Raw genomic sequence first — 22,836 nt, 5'->3', positions numbered from 1 at the left:
CGGTCGTGCGGGCTTAGAAGATGGAGAAGTGCACGTAGCGCTTGGGGTTCTCCTGCAGGTCACGCATGAGGCGGTCTGCACTGCCTACGAGGCTGTCGAGGCGGTTGTAGAGCGAGGGATCGTTGAGGAGAAGACCTGCGGTATTGTCCTTGCCACGGAGCTGCTGGGATACCATCTGGAGCTGAGCCGTCGTCTGCTGAAGGCTCAGCATCAGCGAGTCAAGGCGCATCGAGGAGAGCTGACCCGAGAAGTTCGCAAGGTTCGAGCTCATATGCCCGACATTGTCGAGGACAGGGCCGAGGCTGCGGCTCGTGCGGTTCAGCCCAGCCATCATACCGTGCAGTTGCTGTGTAGAGGCATTGAGCCCATAGAGCATGCTGTCGATGCTCTTGTCGTTGAGCAGGGCGTTCAGGCGCTCCAGCGTGTTGGTGATCGTGGGCATCATCCCTGCGATAGCGGGGAGGATCTTCTCAGAGACGGAGGATAGGAGTCCGTCGCCTGCGTCTTGGCTGGCGATGGTGTCCCCCTCGCTGAGGTAGGTCTGGCTCTGGGGATTGATGACGAGCACAAGCTCAGCGCTCCCAAGAGGATTCGACTTGATCTTCAGCTGACTCCCTACGGGGATGCGCATATCGTCATCAAGCGCCAGCTCGAGCGTAGCGCCATAGCCACGGCTGTAGTCGAAGGCTACGGAGCGCACGTTGCCCACCTTGAAGCCACTGGCTTCGACGGGAGCTGCTGCAGAGATGCCGCTGAGGTTGTCGAAGTGGGCATAATAGATCGAGGTCTTCTTAAAGACTTCGATGCCCTTGAGGAAGTTGACCCCGATGTAGCCGAGGGCAACAGCGACGATGGCCAGCAGGCCGATCTGTACCTCTTTCTTTATCTTCATATGTATCTTATTTCTATATATGCTCTGTGATAGGGGGACTTAGAGACGTGTCTTGCCTCGGTAGCGTGCGATGTAGGCATCGCGGTAAGTGCGGGGGAGGGCACGAAGCTGCTTCTGTGCTTCGGCCTTCGAGCTCGTGGGAGCGAGTAGATAGATGTATGCGCGCCCGACCTTCACTCGCTCTACTGCGGTGGGGAGCTTGCGGAAGCGCGCATCCTTCGTGTCGATCTTATCGGGGCTGGAGAGGAACTGGACGCGGTACGTCATCTCCGAGTCGGAGCTCTTCGCCTCGCTCTCCTTCTTGGTCTTCTCCTTGTCCTTACTACGCTCACGACTCTTGTTCATCGCACGCTCGACCTCCGCACGGGGACTGGTCTCCTTGTCTGCGGTAGGCTCTTCGGCGGTCTCGTCGCTAACAGTAGCGGTCTCTTCCTTCTTCGTCTCGGTGCTGTCGGCCTCCTTGCTGTCCTGGGTCTTCGTGCTCTTGCCGCGATAGCTACGGTAGTAAGAGCTGAAGCCTGCCGCGATGGCCGAGGCGAGTGACTGCTGGCCTGCTTCGCTGAGCATGAAGGCGGCTTCGTTGGCATTCGAGAGGAAGCCGATCTCGGTGAGGATGCTGGGCATAGCCGACTGACTCAGTACCCAGAGTATGTCCTGACGTACGCCACGGCTGTAGCGTCCAGCGGAGCGGTACTGGCGCTGGATCTTGTTTGCCAGCTCAATGCTCTTGTTGAAGTAAGCATCTTGCATAAGGTCAAACATGATATAGCTCTCCGTCGACGTCGGGTCAAAGCCCTTGTAAGTCGTCTTATAGTTGCTCTCGAGGAGCATCGCCTTGTTCTCACGCATCGCCACGCTGAGGTTGTTGGCGAACTTCGCTATCCCCAGTACATAGGTCTCCGTACCGTGGACGTCCTTCGACGGTGCGCTGTTGACGTGGATGCTGAGCATGAGGGAGGCCTTGTTCTTATTGGCAAAGTCTGCACGGGCCTGCAGACCGACGAAGACGTCCGTGCTACGCGTGTAGAGTACACGGACCTCGGGGTGCGCTGCGTGGATCTTCGCCCCGACGAGCTTAGCCACCGCGAGGGTGATATCCTTCTCCTTGCCACCATTCCCTACGGTACCTGAGTCCTTCCCCCCATGACCGGCGTCGATGACGACGGTGAAGAGGCGCTGGGCTTGCATCCCGAGGGGTGCAAGAGCGAGACAGAGGAGGAGCGTAAGTATCGAGGCGCGGATGTAGCGTATAGCGTGGATCTCAGCGAGCGGCATATGCTTGGGAGGAGCCGTATAGGCTCTACGAACAATGATTTATTTAATAACGCAAAGATACAACGCTTTTGTAAAAGGGACTTGTATCCTCACGGAGGATTGTGTGAAGACCCCTCCCCAGTGACAGGTGAAGTCGTGGGGAGGGGCCTTCTTCGTTGTGGGCACTCGGAGTGCGCTCTACTATTATATAGCGAGGATGTAGCGCAGGATGAGGAGTGCCGAGACGATGTAGAGGGTGATGGAGACCTGGCGCCACTGTCCGCTGAGGAGCTTGACCAGCGTGTAGGAGATGAGCCCGAGGGCCATCCCTTCGGCGATATTGTAGGTCAGCACCATCGTCAGTACGGTGATGAAGCTGGGCAGTGCCTCGGAGATATCCATGAGGTCGATATCCTGGATAGAGCTTAGCATCAGCACTCCTACCAGCACGAGAGCACCCGTCGTCGCTGCGGAGGGGATGAGCAGGAAGAGCGGCGAGAGGAAGAGTGCGAGGATGAAGAGCACAGCTGTAGACAGTGCGGTCATACCCGTGCGGCCGCCCTCGGCGATACCTGCACCGCTCTCTACGAAGGTCGTCACGGTCGACGTACCGCAGACGGCACCGATGGAGGTGGCCAGAGCATCAGCCATCATCGCCTGCTTGATGTTCTTCACGTTGCCTTCGCTGTCCATCATCTCAGTCTTAGCAGCAGCACCGATGAGCGTACCCACGGTGTTGAAGATATCCATGAAGACCAGAGCGAAGATCGTGAGCGCCATATCCATATTGAGCAGCGCCTTGAAGTCGAACTGCAGGAATGTAGGCGCCAGTGAGCGGGGTAGGGAGACCGGGATGAAGCTATCGGGGATCTGTGTCACACCGAGAGGGATACCGATGATCGTGCAGAGGACGATGCTGTAGAAGAGTGCCCCGCGTACGCGCAGCGTCATCAAGACACCGCTGAGGATGATACCGATGACGGCGAGGATCGCCGTAGGAGTGAAGGGGCCGAGGGCTACGAAGGTAGCTTCGTTGGCGACGATGACGCCTGCATTCTTCAGCCCGATGAAGGCGATGAAGAAGCCGATGCCTGCCGAGATAGCGAAGCGGAGGTTCTTCGGGATACAGCGTACGATCTGCTCACGGATATTGAAGGCGGTGAGCAGGATGAAGATGACCCCTTCGACGAAGACGGCTGCGAGACCAGCTTGCCAGCTGTAACCCATACCCATGACGAGGGTGAAGGCGAAGAAGGCATTGATACCCATGCTGGGAGCCTGGGCGAAGGGCAGCTTAGCTAAGAAGGCGATGAGGAGCGTACCGACGGCCGATGCCAGGGCGGTAGCGGTGAAGACGGCGCCCTTGTCCATGCCCGTAGTGCTGAGGATGTCGGGATTGACCGCGAGGATATAGCTCATCGTGAGGAAGGTCGTCAGGCCTGCCAGAAGCTCGGTGCGGAGCTTGTACTTCGTGGGGTCAAAGCCCACAAGACGATAGAGTGCTTGCATTAGAGTGTGCGGGGGCTTAGAAGGTCCACTTGATGGCCAGCGTGGGGTTTACGACGGTCTTGTCCAGTACAGCGAAGTTGCTGCTGATCTCCCATTCGGTACCGATGCTGAGGTTGAACTTGGGGTTGATACCCTCGAACTTATTCAGGTTCACCCACAGCTGCGGCTCGGTGATGAAGATGATATTGTTCTTGCCCGTGACGAGATGACGGTCGCCCCAGAGGTCAGCGAAGCCCAGGAAGGAGAGCTTACCACCCGCCATGTGCAGGTACCACGTACTCGTCAGCTGGAAGGAGTGGGGTCTATCCTGACGTGCCAGATACTTATACATCGGCGTGAAGGTGAAGCCTGCCTGATAGTCTGCTTGGTTCCACGCGTAGGTCAGACCTGCGAGGTAGGCATTCTTATAGGAGAACTGATTGCTCAGCCCGCCATCGTACTCGATATGCAGGGCCAGAGGGAGCTTGCCGAGACTGAACTCACGAGAGATCTCCCAGTAGGCCGAGGTGATGCCCTCGCGCTGATAGTTCATATCGACGAAGAAGAAGGTATTCCCCCAGCTGTCGGGGCGGAAGAGCTCCACGGTCGTGGTGAGCTTGGGGCGCTCGGGCTGGTCCTTGCTGTAGAGCTGGCGCCCGAAGTCGTAGTGGAGCTGAATGTTTTGTGCTTGCGCTCCGAGGGTAGTCAGGAGGAGTACAAGCGCGATACGATAAAGCTGTCGCATGGATGGATTATTGTGAGAGTTAAGTTAGTGCTTCGTAGTAGGCTCCTCGCGATCCTCCTTGCGCTCGGGGAGGAGTAGGTTCAGCAGGACGGCGATGACAGCCGAGAGACCGATACCCGAGAGGGAGAAGTTGCCGAAGGAGAGTGCGGCACCCCCGATACCCGTGGTGAGGGTGACGGAGATGATGACCACGTTGCGCGACGAGGCGAGGTTCACACGGCTATGCAGGAGGCTCGAGATCCCTGCGCCAGCGATCGTGCCGAAGAGCAGGAGCATGATCCCACCGAGGATAGCCTGGTCGATACTACGTAGGAGGGCGCTGACCTTCCCGATGAGGGAGAAGAGCACGCCCGTGACGGCTGCGATACGGAAGACCAGGGGGTCGGTTACCTTCGTCAGTGACATGGCCCCCGTGACCTCAGAGTAGGTCGTCACAGGAGGCCCCCCGACGAGTGAGGCGAAGAGACAGGCGATACCGTCGCCGAGCATCGTGCGGTGCAGGCCGGGGTCCTTGACGAAGTTCTTCCCTGCCACGTTATTCACCACATACACGTCACCGATATGCTCGATGACGGGGGCGATGGCCACGGGGATCATAAAGAGGATGGGGGCAAAGGAGAAGTTCTCGGGGAGCGTGATCTTAGGGAGGCTCAGCCAAGAGGCCTCGGCGATGGGCCTTAGATCGACCTCGAAGAAGATGAGGTCAGCGATATAGCCCACGACGATACCGAGGAAGATGGGGATGAGCTTCGTGATCCCTCGGCCGTAAAGTGTGACGATGATCGCCGTAGCGAGCGAGATGACCGCCAGAGGCCAGTTCGTCGCTGCCATCTTCACGGCGGAGTCCGAGAGGGAGAGCCCGATGAGCATGATGATAGGGCCGATGACGACTGGAGGGAAGAGGCGGGAGATGAAGCGCAGGCCGAAGAGACGGATCAGGAGTGACATCACGAAGTACACGGCACTCACCCCGATACAGCCGAAGAGTGCGCCGCTGAGTCCGTAGAGCTCTGTGGCTTTGATGATCGGTGCGATGAAGGCAAAGCTACTACCGAGGAAGATCGGTACCTTGCCCTTGGTCACGAGGTGGAAGAGGAGGGTGCCGATACCTGCCGAGAAGAGGGCGGTCGATGGGTCGAGCCCGACGAGGATAGGTACGAGGACCGTGGCTCCGAAGGCAACGAATAGGTACTGGGCGCCAGCGATCCCCTTACGCAGGGGGATGAGCGGGGTGGTGTCAGAGGTCATGCTTTTCTCAAGGGGAGAGTGTGATTACGCTCACAAAAGTAGCTAATCTCTCCACTATATAGAGTACCCCAATCATTGATTGTGCAAACTCTCTCCATAGTAGAGTGCTAAGGTATCGCCTGCCCAGCTCCACGATATACCTCTCCGAAGAGATACACAAGCCCTTCGCCTTATCGCGAGTATTCCTCTTATTCAGCGGAAGGAAAAGTATCCTTCTCGTGAAGAAAAAAGCACCTTTATGTAGTGGTTTTCCTCTGTCTACGCACGTAGTCTTAAAGACCAGGTGCGTAAATCCAAATATCCACGTACGTAGATATTAGAGCCACGTACGTAGTCCAAACTTATCTACCACTCATCCGCAACTTTTATCCCTACGCGGGGCAACAACCTAATATTGGTCGACCCGCCGACCTATATAGGTTGCAACCCCCTCCCCGTAGCGGTGCGTGTAGCCTCGTCTGGAGTAGGGGGGCTCCGTCGATACGAAAAGCCCGCACGAAGATGCCGAGGAGTATACTTCGTGCGGGCTTGGTATGTCGAGCCGTGAGGGGGGCGGTTAGTTGTCGAGCGTGATGCGCAGGGAGAGGCCGTAGCTGCTTGTGGAGATGGGGAAGGAGTAGGCGCTGACGAGTGGTACATTGCGGCTGTACTCGTAGTACGCCTCGAGACCGAGCTGTCGGCTCAGCTCATATTCGGCGCTGAGGCGCAGGCGTCGGTCGATGATCCCCGAGGTAGCTTGGGTGTAGCCCTCCTCAAGACGGCGTAGGAGGGTGAGCGTGCGGCGGTGTGCATATTCGCCTCGGAGGGTAAGCCCGTGGGCAGAGGTCGTCGCAGGCTCCTTGCTCGCACGGCGCTTCTTACGGCGGGCGGTGGTGGGGCTGATGAGGCTCGTGAGGTCGTCGATCTTGTACGTGAGGCCGAGGCTTAGCTCACGCGAGATGGCTTCGATGAGGCTACGCGCCCCGAGGTGCAGGACGGCACCACGGCTTTGGCGCCACTGCGCACTCGTCCCGAGACCATTGAGCCACGTCAGGTCAAGCCCGATGAGGGGGAAGAAGTTCTCCTGTAGTGCTACCGACGGGATGTCATAGGCGTAGCTAAGGCGCACGCTGCTCATCGCTCCTCCTCCGCCCGCAGTTGTCTCACTCAGGAGGCCGATGGCATCGGGATCGCTTCCCTGCCAGCCTGCCAGCGAGGAGAAGCCCCCGACGGTGTACGTGGCGCGGTAGGTGTGGCGTAGGGTCACACTACGGAAGTGGCGCTTGAGGAAGGGCAGCTCGGAGAGCCCCGTGTAGCTCACCGACCAGTTCGGGAGCATGCTGAGGAGGTCGGGCAGGGCACTCAGCCCCTTGCGCCCCTTCCCCGAGCCGTGCATATAGGCTGCGCGGAAGGCGGGGATAAGGACGGCAGAAGCATTGTGGTCGATGGTGAGCCCTGTGGCGAGGCTACCTGCCTCCTCCTGCCTGCGAGCGATGGGCTCTCTTAGGCGAAGCATCTCGGCGAAGGTCTCGGAGAGGTAGCCCTCCTCGGAGCGGAGCGGGGCGAAGAAGCCCTTGAGGCCGATGGTCGTCATCGTGAAGTCCCCGCCGTAGAGTCGGGGGCTACCCGCATACATATATTGTACCTCGGTGCGGTCGGTGCGGGTATGATTGCCCGAGAGCGTGATGGTGAGGTGGCGTAGGGGCTGGAGCGTAGCACGTAGGTCCACCGTGCGGGTGTGGGTGAAGACCCCTGGAGTGAGGTGCTCGGTCGAGATGAGGAGGTCGCCCCGTTCGGCAAGGCGATCGATGAAGTCCACATCACTAAGCCCGAAGGCAAAGCCCACACCGGGGGAGAGCGCACCGCCCGAAGAGCCTTGTCCCCCGATAGCCTGGATGGAGGGGAGGAAGCCAGGGAGGAGCGTACTGCGTGTGGAGCGGTAGGTCAGCGATACGTCCTTCACCATAAGGAGGGCGTAGAGGAGGCGGTCAATGAGCTCGTTCCCGTCGCTCACACCCTTCGCCTTCTTCCCGCGCCCTTCGCTGGTGGTCATACCAGCCGTGCCGAAGCGGCGCTCCAGCCGAGCGAGTGCGGGGATATGCTGATAGAGCTGGCGGAGCTGGAGCTGCGTGGTGGACTCGAGTGCGCCCTGCGCCATGAGGGTATGCGCCAGGCGGATGGTCGGGTCGGGGAGTACCGCCCCACGGTCCCACGAATAGGCGCTGCTATAAGAGAGCTGTGAGCGGATGAAGGAGAGGGGCGCGATGTCGGCAGTGGGGAGCTGATAGCTGAGGCTTGCCTGCTGGGCGTAGTGGACGGGTGTCCCCCCCTCACGGATACTCTGCCCGACGGAGTCACGCCACGCACGCCACGCATCGGGCTGGAGCTGGCGATTGACCTGCACGTGGGGCTCTTCGATGCGTGCGTCGGTGCCGGAGTTGAAGGCCAGCTGGAGCGAACGGATGGGATTCCAGTTGAGCTGCAGACGGCGGTTCCAGATGAACTGCTGGGCGAAGGTCGCGGGGAGGCGTGTGCCGCTCAGCTCATCGCCGAGGCTACGGAGCTGCTCCTCATCGTAGCGTCGCACCATCGAGGTCTCGAGGACGAGACGGCTGGGCCACGGAGTGAAGGTGTACTGACGGAGGAAGTCCGCCCACGGGCTGGAGCCCGAAGCCTTGGCAAAGGGCCGTAGCGGGCGGAAGGTAGGCGTATAGTCGTAGCGCAGGGCTGCGTGCCAGTCGAGGTGACGGCTGTACTCGATGTCGGGAGTCTCTTCGGAGGAGGTGTTGTGCCCGTAGCTGAAGGAGAGGTTCGCAGGGTCGTAGGGCATAGGCTCCTCGGAGCGGATGCCGACGGCGACCTTCGAGAGGGCAAGGCCTTGGCTGCGGCGGTGTGTGAGGCTGCGAGCACGAAGCTCCTTGCGCTCGCGCTCCGTAGAGAGGTCGCTGAGGGCATCGGTGAGCTTCACGTCTTCGTCGAGCGGATTGTACTGCGGTGTCAGCACTTCGTCGCTCACCGTGTAGTAGATGGGGAGGGTCACCTTCGCCTCGGGAGGGAGGAGCTGGCCGAGCTCAAGCGTGGAGGCGAACTGGATAGCACGACGGCTCTCGAGTGTGCGGCTCATCAGCGGGGCATCGATAGCACCGAAGCCTGCCGAGACGTATTGGGCTCTTAGGCTGGCTTCGCCCAGCTCCGCCAGCTGGAGTGTGCTGTGTAGCTGTCCTGCCCAGCCCGCTTCCTCGTGGTAGTCGCTGGCGCGAAGCTCATTGACCCAGACCTCGACACTGCGCGTGAGGCCCGCGCTATTGCGCACGCCGATGACCAGCGCCCGCACGCTGGAGAGGGAGGGATTGCCGAGGACGGTGAGCGTATGGGTGGGGTGCTTGGCGTCGGGGCGTGAGAAGGGGCGATAGAGTGAGGCGCCACCGAGCCCTGCGGAGAGCGAAGCGTTACGGCTCCGCTTGAGGGAGACGAGGTCTTCTAAACTTAGGTCGATGCTATTCTCCTCAGGCCATACACGACGGCGGTCGCTGGGGCTGAGGCTGCTGTAGCGTCCTGCGGGAGTGAGCGTGAGCGGTAGGCTGTACTCGTAGTAGTGCTGGGTGTAGTCCGAGCCGAGACGCACGAAGAGCGTCATATCTCCATCACCCAGCCCTGTGAGGTCTCCGAGGAGTGCCTCGGCATGGGCGAAGAGCTGCAGACGGCGGTAGCGACGCAGGTCGTACTGCACACGGCGGTAGACGCCACGGCTCTCGCCTGCGGGGAGATCCTCGAGGCGTAGGGAGAGGGCTTGCTCATTCTGCTGGAGGCTCTGCCCACGCTGGGCGTCGAGTGAGCGAGAGACGCCTGGGGGGAGTGTATAGCTGACGGGAGTGCGGTCGGAGTGCTCCTCGATGTTGACCGACGTGACGGAGAAGCGGGTGGAGGCACTGGGTGCGGGCTGTCCCTCATCAAGGCCCCCTTCGTAGGTGCGCCAGTCACCTCGCACCAAGCGTAGCGAGGCGAAACGCAGCTGGGTCTCACGATCGAAGCCCGTGAGGTAGAGGCGCATGAAGCGCACGCTCCTCAGATCGCTGATGCCACCGATACGACTGGTGAAGGCAGAGAGAGGGACTTTGAACTGATACCACGTCACGGGAGAAGTCCTCCCATCACGGAGCTGGGCCTCGACTCTGCGGCTGCTGGTGATGAACCCACGGCCCGTGACGAGATCCTCGGGGCGCAGTGAGATCTTCCACTCATAGTAGCGGTCGAGCTCATTCATGCTGTAGTCGCCGTTGACATCCTCGGTGTCGGGGCTCACGGTAGCGGCGGTGCTGTAGCCATCGCCTCCAAGACGCTCCGACGAGTTGCCCTCGGAGCCGTTGAAGTACTTATAGCGCTCGAGGATCGGCAGGCGCTCGGAGTCGTAGTCTGCCCCGCGGTAGTGGTGGAAGTCATCGCCTGCAGGGTCGTGGAGTGGACTCTGTGGGTCGTCTTGCCAGCGCTGGAGGGTCGTGCTGGAGAGGCGGGTGCGTAGGGCGCTGAGGAAGGAGGCGTAGCTTGGATGCTGGCGCTCTTCGGCAGACGACAGGCCATTCAGCCCGACGTCCTGCTTCTCACGTGCCCCCGCCGCATTGTCGAAGGCATAGCCTGCACTCGGGCGTGTCGGCACGATCCCCCAAGGAGTGGAGATCGTAGCCCCTGGCTGAGGAGTGAGTGGCAGGCCACTCTCGTAGAAGCGGCGCTCGTCATGCAGGATGTCCTCCGAGATATCTCCGAGGTTGATGCATAGGTCGCCACCGCTCCCTGCAGGGAGCGTGCCCTCGTCGGCATAAGGATCCATAAGCCAGAATTCCACATACTCGACGTTCGCAGCCTCGAAGTCCGTCTGGTCGATCTTGCGCATGATGCCCGCCCAGCTCCCACGTGCATCGCTGATCTTCCCGTCGGCTGTGAGGCTCGCTGCATTGAGGTTGTACGGGCCGAGCTCTTCGGGGTAGAAGCTGAGCGAGAAGGTGGGGATATAGCTCGGTAGGCTGGCATTCACCTCACGATTTGGGTAAAGCTCTGCCGTCGGGATATCGCGCACCAGATGTCGGCTCACGAGGCTGAGGTCGCTACGTATATAGGCGGGGGTATAGGCACTGCGCTCACGGGTGAAGAGTGGGTCGATGGTGAACCACGCGAGTCGTGCTCTACGCTCTCCGTAGCGCAGGTAGTCACTCGCGCCTATTCCCGCAGGGACGAGCGTCGCGGGTGTGGAGGACAAGCGCCAGGCCTGTGGGCTCATCAGGTCGATGGCGGTATGTGCTGCGTCGAAGTCATCGAGGTAACTACTACCATCGCTGTACTTACTCTTGTAGTGTCCAGGGAGGAGCTGCGCCACCTCTGCCGAGAGGGAGAAGGACGCGGGCTGTGTGAGGTCGACGAAGGGGAGGTGATTCAGTAGGCGCGTGAGCTGGGGCGACTTTGTCTGGTAGAAGAGATTGGCGCCCCACATCGTATTGCGCATACTCTCTTGCCCGAGTGCTGCCTTTGCCGTCAGGGGCATCTCCGAGAGGTGCATCAGGGTGGCACCGAGGCGGAGGTCCTTAGAGAAGCGGTAGTTGAGGTCGAGGCCAATGAGGGTCTTGCGCTGCTGGCTGAGGGCGTCACCGCCTTGGAGGCTCACCTCGATAGGCGTCTTGGCGTCGATGAGCTGGCGATTGAGGATCTTCACGCGCCCTGCGGTGTAGTCGACGGTGTAGTCCGTACCCTCGGTGAGGAGCGCGCCAGCAGCTGTCACACGCACCGAGCCTGGGGCGACGTTCACCGTGCCAAGGGAGATCTCTCCCGCTGAGGTGGCACGGTATTCGCCCCGCAGGTAGTACTTGTTCTTCTCCGAGTGCTGGGCGGCCTCGACGGCAGTCATCGTGTAGAGCTCGGGGAAGGCATAGCGGTCACTCCAGCTCCCTGCGCCGAGAGCCGTCGTGAGTGTCGAGCCGAAGGGCTCTATCGTGGGGAAGAAGACCAGCCCTTCGCTGGAGCGTATGGTATAGCCCTCCACGAAGTCGAAGTGCCCGTCACTGCGTGCCTCCTGCTGGGCGTCAAGGCGATCCAGTCCGAGGACGCTGAGGAGTTGCTTGCCCTTCAGCGGGCCATCAGGTAGGTAGGGCAAGGCGCGTCCCGTGGCATCATCGCGGTAGACGACGCCGAGCTGGAAGCCCGCACGCTGCAGAGCGGTGATACCTGCGCCAAGGCGATAGGCATTGCGCATCATCAGCGGCCACGTCGGAGCCTTTGGCGAGAAGTCCGTGCCCTTGAGTAGCTTGACGAAGAGTAGGGAGGAGGTGCCTTCGGATTGGTCGGCTGCGAATTCCCCCACGCGGTAGACCTTCCCCTCGTAGGTGAACTCATAGGCTACGGCGAGCGCCTCGTCGGCGGCAAGTGGCGTCGTGAGGCTGAGGTAGCCGAGGGTGTTGTGTAGGGTGTATTCGCTCGGGGCAAGGCGTCGTGCGCTCTCGATGCGCTCGTAGTCGAGGGCAGGGCGTAGGGCGGGAAGTCCCGAGCTGAGGGTGCTGAGCTGGCGAAGAGAGGGGGAGACGGTAAGGGTGGAGTAGAGGCTATTCGCACCGTTGGTGGGGACGGGACTGGTGGGGCTGGTGAGCTGGATGAAGCTGTTGTTTAGGTGCTGGGGCTCACCGAGGTCAGCGAAGCCTGCGACATCACGGGCATCGTCGAAGCGCCCACGGCGGTTCGTCACCCATACCTCGATGCGGGTGATCTGTATCGAGGAGCGCACGTAGGGTAAGCTCTTGAGAGCGCCGTCGTACCGAGTGCGGAAGAAGTCCCCGAGGAAGAAGTGGCGCAGGGCGTCGTAGCTCGAGGCGGAGAACTCGAAGCGCTCGGTCTGCTCGCCCCCACGGCTGGAGGCGCGACGGCTCTCGGTGCGCTGCTGGCTCAGGAGAAGATCGGCCTCGAGACGTCCCATCTGGAGCTTGGTATGCAGGCCGAAGAGGGCGCCCCCGCCGCTGATGAGACTATTGCGAGGGCTCATCGAGACGCTCCCCACCTCGATGAGCTTGATGATGTCATCCTCCTCACCCTCAAAGGCTAAGCGGAGCTTCTTCGTGTCGAAGTCAAAGGAGGAGGCGGTGTTGTAGTTCAGCCCCGTCTGGAACTTTGTCCCGAGCGAAGCCTGCACGCCAGCCTGGATCTTCTCCTCGAAGTCGAAGTAGGTCTGCTTGCGTGCGCCCTGTGGTAGGGCGGGGTTGTCGGAGCGAACGGTCTTCCCCCCAGCCGATAGGTCGGCGTGCCCCTGGAGTTTGAGACGCAGGCCGCCAGGGCCGAAGATGCGGTCGATGACTCCACGGCGTACGGGCTTGCTCGTCCGCTGGGTGCTGCTGCGCGTCGGAGCGTTGAGGTTGTCCCAGTGGAGCCCTTGACCACGGAGGCTCTGGTAGCGGAGGTATTCGGCGAAGGTATAGGGGAGGGGAGTACCGAAGGGCTTGCCGTCGAGGAAGGTCGTCAGCAGGTAGCGCTCACTCTTCGGCTCATAGACGAAGCGCGTCTCGAGAAGGGGTGTAGCGAGGGCAGGCATCGCCCCTCGCGGGGAGATGCTGTCAGCTGTGGTGGGGAGTATGGGGAGTTGGGCGGCGAGGACAAGGGGGGCGGCCGTGCCGAGAAGGAGGCTTCCCAGCAGGCGTCGGATGTGCCTTGTGACCCGCCACGTACACACGTGCTTTAGAGGAGCTTGAGGCTCTGCTTGATGAGTCCCTCGACGCTGATGGTCGGGTCAGAGGCGATGAGCTCGCGTACGACCTTTTGTGCGGAGGCTTCGGGATAGCCCAGCATCTTCAGGGCGCTGACGGCTTCCTGCGGGGTGGTGGTGTCCAGTGGCTGTACCTTCTTGCCACGGGAGGTCGTCGTGGGGATGGTCGTCGCAGGACTGGCATCTCCCTCGAGAGCGGGGAGCTTGCCGCGTAGGTCGACGAGGATGCGCTGTGCGGTCTTCAGGCCAATCCCCTTGATCGCCTTGAGAGGCTCGATCTGCCCGAGCGTGATGATGCTCGTCAGCTCGTGCGGGGGGTAAGAGCTGAGGATGATACGGGCGGTATTCGGCCCGACACCCGAGACGGTCATCAGGTGGCGGAAGAGATCTTGCTCAGCCGTCGTGGCGAAGCCGTAGAGTAGATGAGCATCCTCGCGGATGATCTCGGTGATGAGGATCTTGCCCTCCTTCTGTCCAGAGAGGGCGGTATAGGTGGTCAAGGAGATGGCCACGGAGTAGCCCACGCCTGCGCACTCGACGAGGACGGCGGTGGGGGTGAGCTCCGTGTAGGCTCCGCGAAGGTAAGCTATCATTGTATGCGGGATTTTTCTTTCTGTACTGTCGCTGGCAAAGTTAGGGAAAAGGCGCTATTTCCCCGCTAATGGCCAGTCGGCAGAGTGTCGTATGCTACGGGGAGAAGAGTGACTCTTGTGTGTGGGGTGATGCGACCAGTACTGGTCGCTGAGTTGACCAGTATAGGTTGCTCTATGTGACCAGTACTGGTTCGCTTTGTGAGCAGTACTGGTCCGATCGTCGACCAGTACTGGTTCGTTTTTCTGCCTGCCGATAGTCCTTCTCTATAGGCAGGTAGCGGATAGGGCTTCCTGCCTGCTGAGTCATCTCTTCCTCCTCTTATACGCGCGCGTTCATTATACTATATAGAGGAGGCCGGCTTTGGGTGGGGTGACCGGAGGGAGCCCTAAAATCTATCGCATCGCGGGGCGTGTTTTGGTATATTCAAGAAAGTGCGTATATTTGCAACCGAATTAGCAGGGATACTTATCCCGTAAGCCCTGCTGAATGAGGAGAAGAGGCGTCTTCTTCGCACTCGTAGATAACAAGCCAATGTAGCTCAGCGGTAGAGCACTTCCTTGGTAAGGAAGAGGTCCCGGGTTCAAGTCCCGGCATCGGCTCTCGTTGGAGTCGACGTAGTGATACGCACTTAGAATACAACGAAGTATTTCTTAAGAATAGATAATTTTAGTTATGGCTAAAGAAACATTTAACAGATCGAAACCACACGTAAACATTGGTACGATCGGTCACGTCGACCACGGTAAGACGACCCTTACCGCAGCAATCACGACGGTGCTTGCTAAGAAGGGGCTCTCTGAACTCCGTTCTTTCGACTCCATCGACAATGCTCCTGAAGAAAAGGAACGTGGTATCACGATCAACACCTCACACGTTGAGTACGAGACGGCTAACCGTCACTACGCTCACGTTGACTGCCCAGGTCACGCTGACTATGTGAAGAACATGGTCACGGGCGCTGCTCAGATGGACGGTGCTATCATCGTAGTTGCTGCTACGGATGGTCCTATGCCCCAGACGCGTGAGCACGTACTTCTGGCTCGTCAGGTAAACGTTCCTCGTCTCGTCATCTTCATGAACAAGTGCGACATGGTTGACGACGAAGAAATGCTCGAACTCGTAGAAATGGATATGCGCGAGCTCCTCTCCAGCTACGAATTCGACGGCGACAACACTCCTGTTATCCGTGGTTCTGCCCTCGGTGCCCTCAACGGGGAAGCTCAGTGGGAAGATAAGGTCATGGAACTGATGGATGCTGTTGACACCTGGATCCCACTGCCTCCACGTGACATCGATAAGCCCTTCCTCATGCCTGTCGAAGACGTGTTCTCTATCACGGGTCGTGGTACGGTAGCTACGGGTCGTATCGAAACGGGTGTTATCCACACGGGTGATGAAGTTCAGATCATCGGTCTCGGTGCAGAAGGTCTCAAGTCCGTTGTCACGGGTGTTGAAATGTTCCGCAAGATCCTCGACGAAGGTCAGGCTGGTGACAATGTCGGTCTCCTCCTCCGTGGTATCGACAAGAACGAAATCAAGCGTGGTATGGTCATCGCTAAGCCTGGTCAGGTAAAGCCCCACTCTCGCTTCAAGGCTTCTGTCTACGTCCTGAAGAAGGAAGAAGGTGGTCGCCACACTCCTTTCCACAACAAGTATCGTCCTCAGTTCTATATCCGTACGCTTGACGTAACTGGTGAGATCACTCTCCCCGAAGGTGTAGAAATGGTGATGCCTGGTGACAACGTTGAGATCACCGTCGAACTCATCTACCCAGTAGCTTGCAACGTAGGTCTTCGCTTCGCTATCCGTGAAGGTGGCCGTACGGTAGGTTCGGGTCAGATCACCGAAATCCTCGACTAATCATCAGATAGTCCTCAAAGTAAGGGACAGACGAGGCGCCTCGTCCCGTCTGTCCCTTCTTCTACGGGTTTAGCTCAGTTGGTAGAGCACTGGTCTCCAAAACCAGGTGTCGGGAGTTCGAGTCTCTCAACCCGTGCTAAATAGAAAACGATAATGAGTTTCATTAAGAAGATAGGAGGTGCGTTCAGCGCCTCGTATGTCGAGCTTACACAGAAGGTGTCCTGGCCGTCAAGTTCAGAGCTCACCAATAGTGCCGTGGTGGTGATGGTTGCTTCCCTCATCATCGCTCTGGTCGTTTTAGGGATGGACAAGACTTTTGAGACCATCCTTGGTTTTGTGTATAGCCGTATCGGAGCCTAAGCTTCGCTGAGACCCTTCCCATCATGACTGAAGTAACAGAAAAGAGATTCTATGTGCTCCGAGCCGTTAGCGGTAAGGAGGCCAAGGTGCGTGAGCAGCTGGAGGCTGAGATGAAGAATACTAATCTTGGTCAGTATGTCTCCCAGGTGGTCATCCCCACAGAGAAGATCGTGACCCAGCGTGCTGGTAAGAAGGTCATCAAGGAGCGTCCTTACCTCCCAGGCTATGTGCTCGTGGAGGCCGCATTGCTCGGCGATGTAGCCCACACCCTGCGCAATATGCCTAACGTCATCGGCTTCCTCGGAGCGAACAAGGGTGGAGAACCCGAGCCGCTCAAGAGAAGTGAAGTGGAGCGCATCCTCGGTCGTGCAGACCAGATGGCTGACTCCGAAGGGGTGTACGACCTCGAGCTCTACGTGGGCGACGTGGTACGTATCATCGATGGTGCTTTCGCTAACTACGAGGCTACCGTCGAAGAGGTAACCCCCGAGAAGCAGAAGCTTCGCGTGATGGTGAAGATGTTTGGACGTAAGACTCCGCTGGAGCTCAATTATTCGCAAGTGGTCAAGGAGTAAGCTGGTTACGCAGGTGCTCCTTCTCACGTTCTAGTGTGTAACACTTAAGATTCAAGACAATGGCTAAGGAAGTTGCTGGACAACTAAAATTGCAAATTAAAGGTGGGGCTGCAAACCCCTCACCTCCCGTGGGACCTGCTCTTGGTGCCAAGGGGATCAATATAATGGAGTTTTGCAAGCAATTCAATGCCAGAACTCAAGACCAGGCTGGTAAGGTCCTCCCCGTAGTGATCACTTACTATGCTGACAAGTCTTTTGATTTCATCGTCAAGACCCCTCCCGTCGCTGTACAGCTCAAGGAAGTAGCAAAGCTCAAGAGTGGCTCTGCACAGCCTAACCGTAATAAGGTGGCTGAACTGACGTGGGAACAGGTCCGCGCGATTGCACAGGATAAGATTGTCGACCTGAACTGCTTCACCGTCGAAGCTGCGATGAAGATCGTCGCTGGCACGGCTCGCAGTATGGGTATCACTGTAAAGGGCGAATTTCCCGGTAACTAATCAATAGAAAGATGAGTAAACTTACGAAAAAGCAAAAGATCGCTTTTAGCAAGATCGAGCCCGGGAAGATCTATTCACTCCGCGAAGCTTCTGCGCTGGTAAAGGAAATCACCGATACCAAGTTCGATGCTTCTGTTGATGTGGATGTTCGCCTCGGCGTCGATCCTCGCAAGGCAAATCAGATGGTTCGTGGCGTCGTTACCCTCCCCCACGGTACGGGGAAGCAGGTACGTGTGCTTGCGCTCTGTACTCCTGATAAGGAAGCTGAAGCCCAGGCTGCTGGTGCTGACTATGTCGGCCTCGATGAGTACATCGAGAAGATCCGCGGTGGCTGGACTGATATCGACGTCATCATCACCATGCCTGCTATCATGGGTAAGATCGGGGCTCTGGGTCGTGTACTCGGTCCTCGTGGCCTCATGCCAAACCCTAAGAGCGGTACGGTAACTAACGACATCGCTGCTGCTGTCAAGGAAGTGAAGTCTGGTAAGATCGACTTCAAGGTCGACAAGACGGGGATCGTCCATACCTCTATCGGTAAGGTCTCCTTCTCGGCTGATCAGATCTACGACAACGCTAACGAGATCATCACGACGCTCCTCCGCCTCAAGCCATCTGCTGCTAAGGGTACGTATGTCAAGAGCATCTACCTCTCCAGCACGATGAGCCCAAGTATCAAGATCGATCCTAAGTCAGTAGAAGAATAATAACAGAGGAAGAAATCATGAGAAAGGAAAATAAAGGCACCGTCGTAGAGCAGCTCAAGGGCTACCTCAACGAGTACCCACACTTCTACCTGACCAACATCGAAGGCCTGGACGCCGCTAAGACCGCCCAGCTCCGTCGTGCTTGTAACAAGGGGGGTATCCGTCTGGTAGTAGCTAAGAACACCCTGCTTCGCCGCGCTCTCTCCGAGTCCGAAACAGACTTCGCTGCAATCTACTCAGCCCTCAAGGGGAACACCGCTATCATGTTCACCACGGTAGCTAACGCCCCCGCTAAGATCATCAAGGACTTCGCTAAGGACAAGAAGGAAGAGTCCAAGCTCCGCCTCAAGGCTGCTTATGCTGAGACGGGCTTCTATGGCGCTGACCAGCTCGCTGAACTTGTCGCTATCAAGAGCAAGGAAGAGCTTATCGCAGACGTCGTCGCTCTCCTCCAGTCTCCCATTCGCAACGTCATCTCTGCTCTTGAAAACAAGGGCGAAGGCGAAGCTACTGAAGCTGCTGCTGAATAAGAGGAGTCCTAACTATCCCACAAACAAAAACAACAACAACGAAATAACTAATCGACATGGCAGATATCAAAGCAATTGCCGAACAGCTTGTAAACCTGACGGTAAAGGAAGTAAGCGAACTCGCAGCTATCCTTAAGGACGAGTACGGAATCGAACCAGCAGCTGCAGCTGTTGTCGTAGCTGGCCCCGCTGAAGGCGCTCAGGAAGAAGAAAAGAGCTCCTTCGACGTTATCCTCAAGAGCGCTGGCGCTGCTAAGCTCCAGGTAGTAAAGGCTGTTAAGGAACACTGCGGCCTCGGGCTCAAGGAAGCTAAGGACATCGTAGACGCTGCTCCCGCTCCTGTTAAGGAAGGCGTAGACAAGGCTACTGCAGAAGCTCTCAAGAAGGCTCTTGAAGAAGCTGGTGCTGAAGTAGAACTTAAGTAAGCCCACCTATAGCACCTCTAATCAGGTGATTATGGTTAAGATCCCCCGACGAGGGGGGTCTTAACCATTTCGTGTCTAAACATTCCCGAACCCCCCTTTCACTCAAAGAATCAATAGATGGCTTCCAATCCAAAATCAGGGAGAATCAACTTTGCTTCGATAAAGAACCCTCTCGTCTTCCCAGACTTCTTAGAGGTGCAGCTGAAGTCCTTCCGTGACTTCTTCCAGCTCGACACCGCTACGGAGAGCCGTAAGTCTGAGGGCCTATATCGAGTCTTCAATGAGAACTTCCCTATCGCTGATACGCGTAATAACTTCGTTCTCGAATTTCTCGATTACTATGTCGATCCTCCTAAGTACACTATCGAGGAATGCCTGAGCCGAGGTCTGACCTATAGCGTCCCCCTCAAGGCGAAGCTGAAGCTGTCTTGTACCGACCCCGACCACGAGGACTTCAGCACTGTAGTGCAGGATGTCTTCCTGGGCTACATCCCTTACATGACGGAGTCGGGTACGTTTGTCATCAATGGAGCTGAGCGCGTCGTCGTCTCGCAGCTCCACCGTTCTCCCGGGGTGTTCTTTGGCACGAGCACGCACACCAACGGCTCGCAGCTCTACTCGGCACGTATCATTCCTTTCAAGGGCTCTTGGATCGAGTTCGCTACGGACATCAACAATGTCATGTATGCCTACATCGACCGTAAGAAGAAGCTCCCTGTGACGACCCTGCTGCGTGCTATTGGCTTTGAGTCGGATAAGCAGATCCTAGATCTCTTCGATCTCTCCGAAGAGGTGAAGGTCACGCGCGCTAACCTTGAGAAGCACATCGGTCGCCGCCTTGCCGGCCGCGTCACCAAGACTTATATCGATGACCTCAGCGATGAGGATACGGGTGAAGTCGTCTCCATGGAGCGTATCACCGTCCTCGTAGAGCGTGAGGCAGAGATCACTGAAGACAACATCGACCTGATCCTCGAGTCGAGCAATAAGACGATCCTCCTCCACAAGGAGAAGACCGAGGATTCTCTTGACTTCACGCTGATCTTTAATACCCTGCAGAAGGACCCCTGTAACTCCGAGCACGATGCCCTCTACTATATCTATCGTCAGCTGCGTAATGCAGACCCTGCCGATGAGGCCAACGCTCGTGAAGTCCTCTCTAACCTCTTCTTCTCCGACAAGCGCTATGACCTCGGTGAAGTAGGGCGCTATCGTATCAACAAGAAGCTCGGTCTGGACATCGATCCCGAGGTACGCGTACTGACCAACGAGGATATCGTGGCCATCATCAAGTACCTCATCGGGCTTGTCAACTCTAAGGAGGTCGTCGACGATATCGACCACCTCTCGAACCGTCGTGTACGTACCGTCGGTGAGCAGCTCTACAATCAGTTCGGTGTCGGTCTGGCTCGTATGGCCCGTACCGTCCGTGAGCGTATGAACGTCCGTGACAACGAAGTCTTCGTGCCCACGGATCTGATCAACGCTAAGGCGCTCTCCTCGGTCGTCAACTCATTCTTCGGTACGAACGCGCTGTCGCAGTTCATGGACCAGACGAACCCTCTGGCCGAAATCACGCACAAGCGCCGTCTCTCGGCTCTCGGTCCTGGCGGTCTCTCTCGTGAGCGTGCCGGCTTCGAGGTCCGTGACGTACACTATACCCACTACGGTCGCCTCTGTCCTATTGAGACACCTGAAGGGCCAAACATCGGTCTGATCTCTTCGCTCTGTGTCTATGCGAAGATCAATGACCTCGGCTTCATCACGACGCCTTATCGTAGCGTCGAGAATGGGAAGGTTGACTTCTCTGATGAGGCTCTGAAGTACTATACCGCTGAGGAAGAAGAAGACCTCATCGTAGCTCAGGGGAATGCTCCTCTGGATGATGAAGGTAACTTCCTCCGCGACGCTATTAAGGCACGTAAGGAGGCTGACTTCCCTGTCGTGACGCCCGCTGAAGTTCAGCTGATGGACGTTGCGCCTACGCAGATCGCCTCTATCGCTGCTTCGCTCATTCCCTTCCTGGAGCACGACGATGCTAACCGTGCGCTCATGGGATCGAACATGATGCGTCAGGCTGTACCTCTCCTCCGTCCCGAAGCTCCTATCGTCGGTACGGGTATCGAGGCTCAGCTGGTACGTGACTCTCGTACGCAGATCGTAGCAGAGCGCGCTGGTGAAGTAGTCTTCGTCGACGCTACCTCTATCAAGATCCGCTACGACCGCACGGATGACGAGCTCTTCGTAAGCTTCGAAGATCCTATCACGACCTACAGCCTGCCTAAGTTCCGCAAGACGAACCAGAGCACCACGATCGACCTTCGTCCTATCTGCTTCAAGGGTCAGCGTGTCGAGGCTGGTGATGTCCTCACCGAAGGGTACTCTACCCAGGCCGGTGAACTCGCTCTCGGTCGTAACGTCCAGGTCGCTTATATGCCTTGGAAGGGCTACAACTATGAGGATGCTATCGTGCTGAACGAACGCCTTGTCCGCGAAGACTTCTTCACCTCTGTCCACGTCGACGAGTATACGCTCGAGGTACGTGAGACGAAGCGCGGTCTCGAAGAACTTACCAGCGATATCCCCAACGTCAGCGACGACGCTACGAAGAACCTCGATGAGAACGGTATCATCCGTGTCGGGGCTCGCGTCGAGCCAGGTGATATCCTGATCGGTAAGATCACGCCTAAGGGTGAGTCGGATCCCACGCCAGAAGAAAAGCTCCTCCGTGCTATCTTCGGTGATAAGGCTGGTGACGTGAAGGATGCTTCACTCAAGGCTACGCCCTCACTGCGTGGTGTCATCGTCGATACGAAGCTCTACTCTAAGGCTGCTAAGAAGAATCGCTCCGAGCTGAAGGATGCTGTCCTTGCCCTCGAAGAGAAGGCAGAGCGCAAGCAGGCTGAGCTCCGTGAGCTCTTCATCGACAAGCTCTTCAAGCTGACCTCAGGCAAGACCTGTAAGAACAGCGTGAAGGACTTCCTCGGTGTTGAGAAGATTCGCAAGGGTGCTAAGTTCACTCGCACTGAGCTCGAGGCTCTGAACTACAACGAGATCATCTTCTCGGGTTGGACGGGCAACGAGCACACGGATAAGCTCATCACGGAGGTGATCTCCAACTATCTCAAGAAGTCTAAGGAATACGAGTCGGATCTCCGCCGTAAGAAGCTCGACGAGACCATGGGTGATGAACTGCCCTCTGGTATCATCCAGATGGCCAAGGTCTACATCGCTAAGAAGCGTAAGATCCAGGTCGGTGATAAGATGGCAGGTCGTCACGGTAACAAGGGTATCGTCTCTAAGGTCGTCCGCCAGGAGGATATGCCCTTCCTCGCAGATGGTACGCCTGTCGACCTCTGTCTGAACCCCCTCGGTGTGCCTTCGCGAATGAACCTCGGTCAGATCTTCGAGGCTGTCCTAGCTTGGGCTGGACGTCGTCTTGACTGCAAGTTCGCTACGCCTATCTTCGACGGTGCTTCGCTCGATGATATGCACGCTTGGACGGACAAGGCTGGGCTTCCCCGCAACGGTAAGACCTACCTCTTCGACGGTGGTACGGGTGAGCAGTTCGACCAGCCCGCTACGGTCGGTGTGACCTACTTCCTCAAGCTCGGTCACATGGTCGATGACAAGATGCACGCTCGCTCCATCGGTCCTTACTCGCTCATCACGCAGCAGCCACTCGGTGGTAAGGCTCAGCACGGTGGTCAGCGCTTCGGGGAGATGGAAGTCTGGGCTCTCGAAGCCTTCGGTGCTTCGCACATCCTCCAGGAGATCCTCACCATCAAGTCTGACGACGTCCACGGGCGCTCTAAGGCTTACGAAGCGATCGTCAAGGGTGATCCTATGCCTACGCCTGGTATCCCTGAGTCGCTCAACGTACTGCTCAACGAGCTTAAGGGCTTAGGTCTAAGCTTCTCCCTCGAATAAGATCCGCATTATTTCCC

15 protein-coding genes and 2 tRNA genes are annotated in these 22,836 nt (G+C 57.9%); 10 read left to right on the top strand and 7 right to left on the bottom strand.

The window, feature by feature from the left end; genetic code table 11:
* Positions 1-13 precede the first annotated feature (13 nt).
* The 7 genes from KO088_RS05830 to ruvA all read right to left on the bottom strand — a co-directional run bounded on the left by KO088_RS05830 (position 14) and on the right by ruvA (position 13,931).
* A complete protein-coding gene (locus KO088_RS05830) occupies positions 14-892 on the bottom strand; it encodes an MlaD family protein (protein WP_215493962.1) in 879 nt (292 codons plus the stop codon).
* A 39-nt stretch (positions 893-931) separates the two neighbouring features.
* Entirely contained in the window at positions 932-2,167 is a 1,236-nt protein-coding gene (locus KO088_RS05825; RefSeq protein ID WP_215493961.1) for an N-acetylmuramoyl-L-alanine amidase family protein, read from the bottom strand.
* Between the two features lie 183 nt (positions 2,168-2,350).
* On the bottom strand, positions 2,351-3,655 hold the full coding sequence (locus KO088_RS05820) for an NCS2 family permease (RefSeq protein WP_215493960.1): 1,305 nt from the start codon (positions 3,653-3,655) through the stop codon (positions 2,351-2,353).
* Positions 3,656-3,671: 16 nt separating this feature from the next.
* A complete protein-coding gene (locus KO088_RS05815) occupies positions 3,672-4,379 on the bottom strand; it encodes a nucleoside-specific channel-forming Tsx family protein (RefSeq protein WP_215493959.1) in 708 nt (235 codons plus the stop codon).
* Positions 4,380-4,403: 24 nt separating this feature from the next.
* Positions 4,404-5,627 carry a uracil-xanthine permease family protein gene (locus KO088_RS05810; RefSeq protein WP_215493958.1) on the bottom strand — a complete coding sequence of 408 codons (1,224 nt, stop codon included), beginning with the start codon at positions 5,625-5,627 and terminating at the stop codon, positions 4,404-4,406.
* A 556-nt stretch (positions 5,628-6,183) separates the two neighbouring features.
* Positions 6,184-13,305: a T9SS outer membrane translocon Sov/SprA gene (sov, locus tag KO088_RS05805; protein WP_215493957.1), complete on the bottom strand. Its 7,122-nt coding sequence runs from the start codon at positions 13,303-13,305 to the stop codon at positions 6,184-6,186.
* 5 nt (positions 13,306-13,310) lie between these two features.
* A complete protein-coding gene (gene ruvA, locus KO088_RS05800; RefSeq protein ID WP_215493956.1) occupies positions 13,311-13,931 on the bottom strand; it encodes a Holliday junction branch migration protein RuvA in 621 nt (206 codons plus the stop codon).
* Between the two features lie 528 nt (positions 13,932-14,459).
* Between ruvA and KO088_RS05795 the strand changes: the two genes are divergently transcribed.
* The 10 genes from KO088_RS05795 (at position 14,460) to rpoB (ending at position 22,819) form a co-directional block, all read left to right on the top strand.
* Positions 14,460-14,531: transfer RNA gene (locus KO088_RS05795), tRNA-Thr, on the top strand.
* 73 nt (positions 14,532-14,604) lie between these two features.
* Positions 14,605-15,792 (top strand): elongation factor Tu, encoded by a 1,188-nt coding sequence (tuf, locus tag KO088_RS05790; RefSeq protein ID WP_060934924.1) that lies wholly within the window; start codon positions 14,605-14,607, stop codon positions 15,790-15,792.
* Between the two features lie 63 nt (positions 15,793-15,855).
* Positions 15,856-15,928, top strand: a tRNA-Trp gene (locus tag KO088_RS05785).
* A gap of 17 nt (positions 15,929-15,945) precedes the next feature.
* Positions 15,946-16,152, top strand: a complete 207-nt coding sequence (secE, locus tag KO088_RS05780; RefSeq protein WP_082713131.1) for a preprotein translocase subunit SecE — start codon at positions 15,946-15,948, stop codon at positions 16,150-16,152.
* 23 nt (positions 16,153-16,175) lie between these two features.
* Positions 16,176-16,727, top strand: a complete 552-nt coding sequence (nusG, locus tag KO088_RS05775; RefSeq protein WP_215493955.1) for a transcription termination/antitermination protein NusG — start codon at positions 16,176-16,178, stop codon at positions 16,725-16,727.
* 59 nt (positions 16,728-16,786) lie between these two features.
* Positions 16,787-17,227, top strand: coding sequence for a 50S ribosomal protein L11 (rplK, locus tag KO088_RS05770; RefSeq protein ID WP_009432763.1), 441 nt, complete (start codon positions 16,787-16,789; stop codon positions 17,225-17,227).
* 11 nt (positions 17,228-17,238) lie between these two features.
* Positions 17,239-17,934, top strand: a complete 696-nt coding sequence (rplA, locus tag KO088_RS05765) for a 50S ribosomal protein L1 (RefSeq protein WP_009432822.1) — start codon at positions 17,239-17,241, stop codon at positions 17,932-17,934.
* A 17-nt stretch (positions 17,935-17,951) separates the two neighbouring features.
* Positions 17,952-18,464, top strand: coding sequence for a 50S ribosomal protein L10 (gene rplJ / locus KO088_RS05760; RefSeq protein ID WP_009432754.1), 513 nt, complete (start codon positions 17,952-17,954; stop codon positions 18,462-18,464).
* A 56-nt stretch (positions 18,465-18,520) separates the two neighbouring features.
* Complete coding sequence (gene rplL / locus KO088_RS05755) at positions 18,521-18,889, top strand: 50S ribosomal protein L7/L12 (RefSeq protein ID WP_009432679.1); 369 nt, start codon at positions 18,521-18,523, stop codon at positions 18,887-18,889.
* Between the two features lie 117 nt (positions 18,890-19,006).
* The gene (rpoB, locus tag KO088_RS05750; protein ID WP_188808346.1) at positions 19,007-22,819 is read left to right on the top strand and encodes a DNA-directed RNA polymerase subunit beta; all 3,813 of its coding nucleotides are present in this window, start codon (positions 19,007-19,009) and stop codon (positions 22,817-22,819) included.
* The last annotated feature ends 17 nt before the right edge of the window (positions 22,820-22,836 follow it).

Origin of the sequence: Porphyromonas bobii, from assembly GCF_943169685.1 — a bacterium.
Lineage (GTDB): Bacteria > Bacteroidota > Bacteroidia > Bacteroidales > Porphyromonadaceae > Porphyromonas > Porphyromonas pasteri.
Note: the sequence above shows the minus strand (reverse complement) of the source record. Positions and strands in the feature narration are given on the sequence as shown.